Origin of the sequence: Aquabacterium sp. UBA2148 (genome assembly GCF_002328915.1) — a bacterium.
Taxonomy (GTDB): domain Bacteria; phylum Pseudomonadota; class Gammaproteobacteria; order Burkholderiales; family Burkholderiaceae_C; genus Aquabacterium; species Aquabacterium parvum.
This window is the reverse complement of the sequence record NZ_DCXA01000290.1, coordinates 4,054-14,236: the sequence shown is the minus strand read 5'-3', so window position 1 is coordinate 14,236 and position 10,183 is coordinate 4,054. Positions and strand designations below refer to the sequence as shown.

The following is a 10,183-nucleotide window of genomic DNA, read 5'->3' as shown; positions in this document are numbered from 1 at the left end:
CTCGGTGGCATCGGCGTGCGCGCGGGCCGCGAGGGCACGCTGCGCGGGCGACTCGCCCCAGGGCAGGCGCAGGCCAACGGTGAGCTGGCGTTGGCGGGGCTCGCCACGCTGGTCCCGGCTGTGCACCGTGCCCAGCAGCAGCTCGGGGTTGGCGCGCGATTGCGTGTCGGCCAGCTCGGCGGCCTGGCGGGCGGTGGCGGCCTGCTGGTCCAGCTCGCGCACCAGCGGGTGTTGGGCCAGGTCGGACGGGGCTTCGCCGGGAGCAGGCTCCGCGCCGATGGGCCATGCGCCGCTGGTGGCCGTGACGGGGGCGAGCACCGTGCCTTGCGACGATGTCTCCTCGGCAGACGCGGCAACCAGGGTGGGCAGCGGCCATGGTCGAGCACTGCCCAGCACCCCCTGCAAGAACTGCCACGCCTGCATGCCTTGCCCTTCGGCGTGGGCCTGAGCCGACTGGGCCAGCGCCAGCGCGCCATCGGCCTGGTGCGCATCGGCTCGGGCGAGGTCACCGGCGCGCACACGGCGGTGCACGTCGTTGCTCAGGGCCTGGGCGTGCTCGACCTGGGTGCCGGTCAGCGCCAGCTCGGCGCGCGCGCGCTGCCACGCCCACCAGGCCTCGCGCACCTGGCCAGCGAGCTGAAGCCGGGCGCTGGCGAGCCGGGCGTCAAGGGCCTGCTCTTCTTGTGTGGCCAGGGCCTGGCTGCGCGAGCGCTGGCCGGGCAGCCACAGGGGCAGGGCCACGCCCACCTCCAGCTCTTGCGCACCCCGGTCGGTGCCAGGTCGGTCGGTCTGTGCGCGCAGCTCCAGCGCGCCGGGTTGAGCCGTCCAGGCTTCGGCGGCCTGACGGGATGCCGCCAGTGCGCTGCGCCGCGCGGGCAGTGCTTGAGGCAGGGGGTGCGTGGCCCAGGCTTGTTCAAAGGCCTGGGCCAGGGTTTCGGGGGGCTGTGCGGGGGCGTTCTGCGCCGTGACCGCCAGGGGCAGGGCGAAGGCGAGGCCAGTGGCCAGGTGCAGGGCTGGGCCCCACAAGGGGTGCGGGTGTCGGTGCATGCGATGCGTCTCCGTGGATGAGGGCGGATGGCATCGGCGAGGCACACCAAGCCCAACGCAGGCAAGGCGTCGGGCAGCGCCCGCTCAGCTCGCCGAGTTCGCAGAACTCACCGAGGCGCGGACGCAGGTGTCAACGGTGTCAAAGGGGCCACGCCATGGCCACCTCGCCGATCAGGCGAGGGCGGACCACTTGGGGCGCTCTGGCCGCTCGGTGGGCGGCGCGGGCAGGCCCTGGGCCAAGGCAGGCACGGGCGGGGCGGAGGCGGACATCGCGTGCACCAGCCGAACTTCGTGGGCCAGCACCGTGCCGCCATGGCAGACGTGGCAGTCGCTGTGCGCGCTGGCGGCGCCTTCACCCGGGGTGGCGGGTTCGCCAGGCGCACCGTGTGCGTCGTCCTGGCTGGCTTCGGCCACCGTGGTGTGCGCGTGCGCGTGCTCGGGCTGGTGGTGCCCGATGTGGTGGCTCGCGGCATCGCCTTCGTGCTGGCAATACGGTGCCGCCGCAGCCCAGACGGATTGCAGCGGGAGCAGCACCAGCAAAAAGAGGGCGACGAGGCGACGCATGGCGGTCATCTTACCGTCAGCGCCTGTCAGCCCATTTCATGTCAGCCCACTTGGACCAGGGGCTCTTGGCTCGCGGTGTCGGGCGAAGCCATGCAGCGGTGCAGCCGGCGAAAGTCGCGCGGGGCCATGCCTGTCCATTGCTTGAAGGCGCGCGTGAAGCTGTTGCGGTCGGTGAAGCCCAGGGTTTCGCTCAGGGTGTCGATGTCGACCTGCCCCACCTTGAGCTGCGTGACCGCGTGCTCGTAGCGGCAGCGCGTCTGGATGTCGCCATAGACCTGGCCTTCGTCTTTGAGGCGCCGCTGCAAGGTGCGCGGGTGCAGACCCAGGTGCTCGGCCACGTTCTGGATGCCCTGGCCCATCCATTTCGGCTGTTGCTTGAACAGCAGCTCGATGCGTTCGGTCAGCGTGGTGAAGCGAGGCGAAGGCAGGCTTTGCTCGATGAAGCCTTGCAGCTGCCGATGCAGGGCCGGCAGGGCGCCGGGCAAGCGCAAGTCCAGCATCGCGGAAGGGAACACCGCGGCGTTGCGCGCCTGGCGGGTGCGCACGGGCACACCGAACTGCATCTCGCAGACCGAGCGCAAGGGCCCCGGGTCGTGTTCGAACTCGACGCGCGTGGCCATGTTGCGACCGCCCAGCAGCATGCGGCTGAACTTGTTGAGGCTGGCCATGGAGACCTCGGCGAAGTAGCCGGCGGCCTTGGGCGGGTCGCCGTCGAGCTGCTCGACCTCGATGACGATGGCCGACTCCTGCTTGCCCTCGACCAGGTGGATGTGCAGCCCGTGGAACATCTGGCTGGACCAGTTCAACACGGGCATGGCCTCGCGCACCGTGGGGCTGGTGGCCAGGAAGGTTTCGATGGCAGGCAGGGTGTCGAAGCCGTGGCACTCGCCGATCACCAGCGGGAAGTGGTGCGTGGGCGCAGCCTGCCCGACGCAGCGCATCATCATCTCCAGCATGCCGTCGCGGCGGATGTGGTGTGCGCCCAGGTGGTCGATGCCCAGGCCGGCCTGCTCCAGCAGGGGCGGCAGGTTGATGTGACACAGGGCCGCAGCCCTCACCCACGCGCTGGCGCACGGGAAGGGGATGAGCTCGGTGGCCGAGGCGGGCAAGGGGTGTCGCATGGCTGCATTGAATGCGATTGATCGCGACATGAGAATGGCGGATCGCGACAAGATGCTGCGCAATGCGACAGCCAACTCAGCCGTTGCCCAAGCCCAGCAGGCGGTTGCGCAGCTCTTCCGGCACGTTGGGGCCCATGAACATGCGCAGGTAGATCTGGTAGGCCAGTTCGCTGTTGATCGGCTTGTCGTTGAGCTGGCGGTCGTTGAGCGACGCGATGATGCCCGCCCCGGGCTGCCAGTCGATGTTGACCTTGTCGCCCTGCTCGACGCGCTTGACGTTGTTGTAGATGGCGCCGATCTCGGCGACTTCGTTGATCAGGGCCTTGAACTCGCTGTCCGTGGCCGCCTGTTTGAAGTCGGCCAGGAAGATGCGCGAGACGGTCGACTGCGAGAAGTCGCGCAGCAGCAGCATCTGGATGCGGCGCGGCCCGTCGAGTTTCATGATGGCCTCGAGCGTGGTCAGGCGCTCAGGCAGGTACAGCGCGACGATGTTGGACTTGTAGTAACCCCGACGGCGCACGCCAGCGCCGTTGAGCACCAGCTTCTTGCCGCGCACGAAGGTCGTGGTGGCCACGTCCACGCCATCGATTTTGGCGGTGGTCTGGGACAGGGCCTGTGTCGGCCAGCCGAGAGCGCCCACAGCCAGGGTCAGCCATTGGCGGCGGTCGAGGTGGGCTCGCGAGGGGTGCATGCAAGGGCTCCGCAGTTGGGGCGTCCGGTCGGATCAGAGGCGCGATTGTGCGCAAGCCGCGAGCTTCGCCCACCCTGAAGTGTGGCGAATCGGTGCAAATCCTGATCGCGCAGGACGCGGGCGTGTCGAAATGCGCGCCTCAGGCTGCCAGCGTCTGTCGCACGGCGTGCTCCCACCGCGCCATGCGGGCCGCGGCCTCGGCGCGCGAGAGCGTGGGCAAGAAGCGGCGGTCAACCTGCCACTGCGCTTCGAGTTCGCTCAGGTTGCGGTAGACGCCCGTGGCCAGGCCGGCCAGGTAGGCGGCACCCAGGGCCGTGGTCTCGATCACCTTGGGGCGCACCACCGGGATGCCCAGCAAGTCGGCCTGGATTTGCATCAGCAGGTCGTTGGCGCAGGCGCCGCCGTCCACGCGCAGCTCGCTGACCGGGGAGCCGCCATGCGCCACGGCATCGCGGCTCATGGCCTGCAGCAGGGCCGCGCTCTGGAACGCGATGCTCTCCAGCGCAGCGCGCGCGATGTGCGCCACCGTGCTGCCACGCGTCAGGCCCAGGATGGCTCCGCGCGCGTCACCGGCCCAGTAGGGCGCGCCCAGGCCCGTGAAGGCCGGCACGAAAACCACGCCACCGGCGTCGGGCACGCTTTCAGCCAGCTGCTGCACCTCGCCCGAGGCGCGGATGGCCTGCAGGCCGTCGCGCAGCCACTGCACCACCGCCCCGCCGATGAACACGCTGCCTTCGAGCGCGTAGGCGTGGCGAGCATCGGGCTGGGCCGCCGCCGTGGTCAACAGGCCGTTCTGGCTGGCCTGGGCCTGGTCGCCCGTGTGCATCAGCATGAAGCAGCCGGTGCCGTAGGTGTTCTTGGCCAGGCCGGGGCGGAAGCACGCTTGGCCGAACAGCGAGGCCTGCTGGTCGCCGGCCACGCCGCCGATGGGCAACTGGCCGCCCAGCAGCGTGGTGTGGCCGAATTCGCTGGACGATGGGCGCACCTCGGGCAGCACCGCGCGGGGGATGTCGAACAGGCGAAGCAGGTCGTCGTCCCACTGGCCGGTGTGGATGTTGAACAGCATGGTGCGCGAGGCGTTGCTCGCGTCGGTCAGGTGCTCGCGGCCTTCGGTCAGCTGCCAGATCAGCCAGCTGTCGATGGTGCCGAAGGCCAGCTCGCCACGCTCTGCCGCTTCGCGCGCACCCGGCACCTGATCGAGGATCCAGCGCAGCTTGGTGGCCGAGAAGTAGGCGTCGGTGCGCAGGCCGGTGCGCTGCTGCACCAGGGCTTCGGCGCTGCCGCCGCATCGGGCATCGTGCTGGCCGGCGCGCAACTCGGCGCAGAAGGCTTCCGTGCGCCGGTCCTGCCAGACGATGGCATGGTGGATGGGCTCGCCCGTGCGGCGGCTCCACACCACCGTGGTCTCGCGCTGGTTGGTGATGCCGATGGCGCGCACCTGCTGCGGTGTGGCGCCCACCTGGGCGAGGACCTCGCGCGCGGTTTCAAGCTGGATGCGCCAGATGGTGCGCGCGTCGTGCTCGACCCAGCCCGGTTGCGGGTAGACCTGCGGCAGCTCGCGCTGCGCCATGGCGGCGATCTGGCCTTCGGGCGTGAAGAGGATGCTGCGCGAGCTGGAGGTGCCCTGGTCGAGGGCGAGCAGGTAGGTCGGGGTCGTCGTGGAAGTCGTGTTCATGGGGCCACCACACAGGTCACGCCGGCCTCGGCCAGCAGTTGGGGGAAGGGCTCGGGCGGGGGCGCGTCGGTGAACAGCATGTCCACCTCGTCCAGGCGCGCCTGGTGCACCATGGCCTCGCGCCCGAACTTGCTCTGGTCGGCCAGCACCCACACCTGGCGGGCGTGCTCGATGATGGCGCGCGCCACCTTCACCTCGCGGTAGTCGAAGTCGCGCAGCGAGCCGTCGGCCTCGATGCCGCTGATGCCGATCAGGGCGATGTCGACCTTGAAGAGGCGGATGAAGTCCACGGTGGCTTCGCCCACGATGCCGTGGTCGCGCGAGCGCACCACGCCGCCGGCGATGATGACCTCGCAGTCGGCGTTGTCGGCCAGGATGGCGGCCACGTTGAGGTTGTTGGTGATGACGCGCAGCCCGCGGTGGTGCATGAGCTCGCGCGCCACGGCTTCGGTCGTGGTGCCGATGTTGAGGATCAGCGAGCAGTTGTGCGGCACGCGCTCGGCCACCGCGCGCGCGATGCGCGATTTCTCGTCGGCCTGCAGCGCCTGGCGCTGGCGGTAGCCGATGTTCTCGGTGGTGGACGAAGGCAGGCGCACGCCGCCGTGAAAGCGCGTGAGCAGGCCGGCGTCGGCGAGCTGCTGCACGTCTCGGCGCACGGTCTGCAGCGTGACGCCGAACTGTTCGGCCAGGGCTTCGACGCTGACCGAGCCGCGGGCGCGGACCTCGTCGAGCAGGGCGGCGTGGCGGGTCTTGATGCTCATGGTGGGGTGGCGCGGTTTTCGTTGGCCAGAAAAAAGCGAACAGGCCGAGCGAACAGACGCGAGTCTACGCGCCGGTGCTTGACTTGTTCATCCGGGATAACGAAAATGCAACGCGCTCAAAGCGAATAAAACGCGCGTTCGTTTCGCGGCCAGCGTGAAGGCCGCGATCTGTTGCACTGCATGAAAACCTCCAAGCCATGAACGCCCCTGTCCCCTTTCACCCGCCGGCCGAACACGACGTCCTCGTGGTCGGGGGCGGCATCAATGGCGTCGGCATCGCGCGCGACCTGGCGGGCCGGGGCCTGTCGGTCTGCCTGGTCGAGCAGGACGACCTGGCCAGCCACACCTCATCGGCTTCCACCAAACTGATCCACGGTGGCCTGCGCTACCTGGAGCATCGCGAGTTCGGCCTGGTGCGCAAGGCCCTGGGTGAGCGCGAGGTGCTGCTGCGCAGCGCGCCGCACATCATGTGGCCGCTGCGCTTCGTGCTGCCCCACGACCCCGGCATGCGGCCCGCCTGGTTGATCCGCCTGGGCCTGTTCTTTTATGACCACCTGGCGCGCCGCGAGGTGCTGCCGGGCTCCGGTGGTATCGACCTGCGCCGCTCGCAACTGGGCGTGCCGCTGCACCCGCACTTCAAGCGCGGCTTCGTTTACTCCGACGGCTGGGTGGACGACGCCCGCCTGGTCGTGCTCAACGCCATCGACGCGCGCGAGCGCGGCGCCACCGTGCTCACCCGCACCCGCTGCGTGAGGGCCGAGCGAGGCGCCACGCACTGGCAGGCCACCCTGCAGGGCGCCGACGGCGTGCGCCACGTGCGCGCCCGCGCCCTGATCAACGCGGCTGGCCCCTGGGCCGAGCGCTTCCTGCGCGATGTCGCCCACGCGCCCGGCGGCGAGCGCCTGGCCTCGCGAAGCCTGCGCCTGGTCAAAGGCAGCCACATCGTCGTGCTGCGCCAGTTCGAGCACGACCACGCCTACATCTTCCAGAACCCCGATGGCCGCATCATCTTCGCCATCCCCTACGAGCGCGACTTCACCCTCATCGGCACCACCGACCAGGAGGTCCATGACCCGCTGGATGCGCGCTGCGAGGCCGACGAGGTGGCCTACCTGTGCGAGCAGGCCAGCCGCTACCTGGCGCAGGCCATCCGCCCCAGCGACGTGGTCTGGACGTACTCCGGCGTGCGCCCTTTGCTGGATGACGCCTCAGGTGACCCGTCTGCCGTCACCCGCGACTACCTGCTCGAGCAGGACGAACGCGCCGCGCCTTTGCTGACGGTCTGGGGCGGCAAGATCACCACCTACCGCCAATTGGCCGAGGACGCCGCGACCACGGTGTGCCGTCAGCTGGGCGTGAATCGTCCGGCCTGGACGCGAGGCGCCAGCCTGCCGGGCGGCGACCTTTCGGCGTGGACCCCGGTGACAGGGCGCCCTGACGAAGACTTCTCGCGTTTTGTGCTGGCGCTGTGCGGGCGCCACCCTTGGCTGCCCGCCAACCTGGCGCACCGCCTGGCCCGTGCGCACGGCTCGCGCATCGAGCTGCTGCTGGGGGCCGCCCGTTGCATGGCCGACCTGGGTGCCGAAGTGGTGCCGGGCGTGCACGAGGCCGAGTTGCGTCACCTGATGCGAAGCGAGTGGGTCACCTGCGCCGACGACGTGCTGTGGCGACGCAGCAAGCTGGGCCTGCACCTCACGCCCTCGCAGCGCGAGGCGGTGGCGCATTGGTTCGCAAACCAGCGCCCCCTTGCCTTGGGCGGGGCTGTGAGCTCGGCCCTGTTCCCGGCGTCGAACGCCGCAGCCCCCCACACGATCCACGAGGACCTGCCAGCATGAAAACTTCCGACGGCTTGATTCTGCACACGCGCCTGTGGCGTGCCCCTGCACCTGCCCTCGGCACCGCCGTGCTGGTGCACGGCCTGGGCGAGCACATCGGGCGCTACGAGCACGTGGCCGAGCACCTCGTGGCCCAGGGCTGGGACGTGCGCGGCTTCGATCACCGTGGCCATGGTCGATCGGGTGGTCGCCGTGGCGACATCGCCCAGCCCGACAGCCTGTTGCGAGACCTCGGTGCGTTCATCGACGAGGTGCGCCGCACCGATGCCGCGCGCCCGCTGGTGCTGATCGGGCACAGCCTGGGCGGCCTGGTGGTGGCGCGTTTCGTGGCCGAGGCCGTGGGCCCCGAGCCCGCTGCCTGGAGTCGACCGGTTGACGGGGTGGTGCTGTCGTCGCCTGCCATCGACCCGGGGCTGAGCGCCGTGCAAAAAGCCTTGCTGGCGGTGGCGCCTCGCCTGTTGCCGCACCTGTGCGTGAACAACGGGCTCAAGCCCGAGTGGATCTGCAACGACCCGGCGGTGGTGCAGGCCTATTTGCAAGACCCCATGGTGCACGACCGCATCAGCGGCTTGCTGGGCCGCTTCATCGCCGATGCGGGCCAACTGACGCTGGCGCGTGCCTCGGCATGGCAGGTGCCAACCTTGTTGATGTGGTCCGGGCAGGACCGTTGCGTCAGTCCCGTGGGCTCGCTCAAGCTGTCTCAGGCGTTGCCCGAGAGCCTGTGCACCGCAAGGGCCTTCCCCGAGCTGGCCCATGAAATCCTCAACGAGCGTGAGCGAAGCGAGGTGTTGGCGCAGTTGAGTGCCTGGCTGCGCGCCACGTTGGTCGACGCGACACACGCGCAAAGGCGGCAAGCCTGAGGCCTGGAACGCGGGGCTGGGCAAACCCCAGGGGCGCCTTTACAATCCGCTCGCCTCAGGTGTCCTTGGGGCCGCGCGAGCGGTCTGCAAGGGTGAAACGGGAAGTTCGGTGCGCAGGCCCTTCGGTCTGCCCATCCCGACGCTGCCCCCGCAACGGTGAAGCGAGTCAAGGCGATCGACGGTGCCACTGTGCTGCGAAGCATGGGAAGGCGGATCGCTGGCCCACAAGGCGCTCGCGAGCCCGGAGACCGGCCTGAAGCATGGACCCGGTTGCTGCGGTGGGCGGCGAGGCGGTGACGACACGCCTTCGGCCTTTTCACGTGGCCCGACCCGGCGTGCACGTGCCTGTCTCTCTCCTCCCTTCGTTCGGCCGGTTGGCTCGAATGCGCCCACGGATGGTGGGCGCCGGAGGAACAACATGCGATTCAAGCTTCTCTCTGTCCCGGCCTGCGCGGCCACCCTGGCCCTGGCCTGCATGGCTCAGGCCCATGCGGCTGGCCCTTTTGCCCCGGCCGCCGGCAAACCTGGCTCCACCGCCATCAGCAAGGACAGCGCGTCCTTCGTGCAATGGGCCACCGGCTGGGAGGACTACCTGCCTGGCCCCAACGTCGACGCGCAATGGAAGACGCCCGAGAAGGCTTTGGGCAAGGCCCAAGGCACCTCCACCGACATCGTCGTGCTGGGTGACGCTGGCCGCATCACCCTGACCTTTGGTGGGGCGATCTACAACGGCGCTGGCGCCGACTTCGCGGTGTTCGAAAACAGCTTCAGCGACACCTTCCTGGAGCTGGCTTTCGTCGAGGTCTCGTCCAACGGCGTCGACTTCTTCCGTTTCCCCAGCTACTCGTTCACGCCCGCACCGGTGGGCGGCTTCGGCAACATCGACCCGACCAACATCGATGGCCTGGCCGGCAAGTACCGCCAGGGTTTCGGCACGCCCTTCGACCTGGACTCGCTGGCTGGCACCGCCGGCCTGGACGTGGACAACGTGCGCTTCGTGCGCATCGTCGACGTCATCGGTCGTGGTCAGGAGTTCGACAACTACCCCTCGCAGTACGGCGGCCCGCACGCCATCTACGACCCGTACCCGACCACGGGCAGCGGTGGCTTCGACCTCGACGCTGTGGGTGTCATCCACTTTGCGCCCGTGCCTGAGCCTCAGACCTGGGCGTTGATGGGCGCGGGCCTGCTGGCCCTGGGCGCGCTGCAGCGCCGTCGTCGCTCAGCCTGAACAGCCTGATCGGTCGGCACAGACCGATCGATTCACATCACCGAACTGGTTGAGGGGCGCGTCCACAGCGGACTGTCCCCTCAACCCTGCACTGGACCCACGCACCATGAACACATCCCTTTTCACCGCGACCCTGGTGGCCGCCAGCCTGATGAGCACCGGCGCGCACGCCGCGCTGACCATCAGCACCTTCGACGACCTGACGCTGAGCGCAGGCAGCCAGTTCCTGCCTGGCGCCACCACCTCGTTCACCAGTGGCGCCGCAACCTTCAGCCACGACTTCACCGACTGGGGCGGTGGCTGCTGCTGGAGCGGCTGGACCTACTCCAACCAGACTGACACCACCACGCCCGGCTTCGAGAACCAGTTCAGCGCCTACGCCGGCTCGGGCGCTGGCG

Annotated in this window: 10 protein-coding genes and 1 riboswitch; of the genes, 4 read left to right on the top strand and 6 right to left on the bottom strand. The window is 69.5% G+C overall.

Annotation, left to right across the window (positions count from 1 at the left end; translation table 11 throughout):
* The 6 genes from B2W70_RS16045 to B2W70_RS16020 all read right to left on the bottom strand — a co-directional run.
* Nucleotides 1-1,047, bottom strand: a 1,047-nt coding sequence (locus B2W70_RS16045) for a TolC family protein (RefSeq protein ID WP_286747187.1), incomplete at its 3' end; no start/stop codon positions are given.
* Between the two features lie 171 nt (nucleotides 1,048-1,218).
* A complete protein-coding gene (locus tag B2W70_RS16040) occupies nucleotides 1,219-1,611 on the bottom strand; it encodes a hypothetical protein (RefSeq protein WP_286747185.1) in 393 nt (130 codons plus the stop codon).
* 41 nt (nucleotides 1,612-1,652) lie between these two features.
* Nucleotides 1,653-2,732, bottom strand: coding sequence for a helix-turn-helix transcriptional regulator (locus tag B2W70_RS16035; protein ID WP_286747183.1), 1,080 nt, complete (start codon nucleotides 2,730-2,732; stop codon nucleotides 1,653-1,655).
* Between the two features lie 76 nt (nucleotides 2,733-2,808).
* Complete coding sequence (locus B2W70_RS16030) at nucleotides 2,809-3,423, bottom strand: chalcone isomerase family protein (protein ID WP_286747181.1); 615 nt, start codon at nucleotides 3,421-3,423, stop codon at nucleotides 2,809-2,811.
* A 139-nt stretch (nucleotides 3,424-3,562) separates the two neighbouring features.
* Nucleotides 3,563-5,098, bottom strand: a complete 1,536-nt coding sequence (gene glpK / locus B2W70_RS16025) for a glycerol kinase GlpK (RefSeq protein WP_286747179.1) — start codon at nucleotides 5,096-5,098, stop codon at nucleotides 3,563-3,565.
* Nucleotides 5,095-5,859, bottom strand: coding sequence for a DeoR/GlpR family DNA-binding transcription regulator (locus B2W70_RS16020; RefSeq protein ID WP_286747178.1), 765 nt, complete (start codon nucleotides 5,857-5,859; stop codon nucleotides 5,095-5,097). Before B2W70_RS16020 ends, glpK begins: the two co-directional genes overlap by 4 nt.
* Before the next feature lie 197 nt (nucleotides 5,860-6,056).
* Between B2W70_RS16020 and glpD the strand changes: the two genes are divergently transcribed.
* The 4 genes from glpD to B2W70_RS16000 form a co-directional block, all read left to right on the top strand.
* Nucleotides 6,057-7,694, top strand: coding sequence for a glycerol-3-phosphate dehydrogenase (glpD, locus tag B2W70_RS16015; RefSeq protein ID WP_286747177.1), 1,638 nt, complete (start codon nucleotides 6,057-6,059; stop codon nucleotides 7,692-7,694).
* Nucleotides 7,691-8,554, top strand: coding sequence for an alpha/beta hydrolase (locus B2W70_RS16010; protein ID WP_286747175.1), 864 nt, complete (start codon nucleotides 7,691-7,693; stop codon nucleotides 8,552-8,554). The genes glpD and B2W70_RS16010 overlap by 4 nt, the downstream gene beginning before the upstream one ends.
* Nucleotides 8,555-8,594: 40 nt before the next feature.
* Nucleotides 8,595-8,825: riboswitch (cobalamin riboswitch) on the top strand.
* Nucleotides 8,826-8,972: 147 nt separating this feature from the next.
* A complete protein-coding gene (locus tag B2W70_RS16005) occupies nucleotides 8,973-9,785 on the top strand; it encodes a PEP-CTERM sorting domain-containing protein (protein WP_286747173.1) in 813 nt (270 codons plus the stop codon).
* A 106-nt stretch (nucleotides 9,786-9,891) separates the two neighbouring features.
* Nucleotides 9,892-10,183 (top strand): DUF4465 domain-containing protein (locus B2W70_RS16000; protein ID WP_286747172.1); only part of this gene is annotated, 292 nt, incomplete at its 3' end.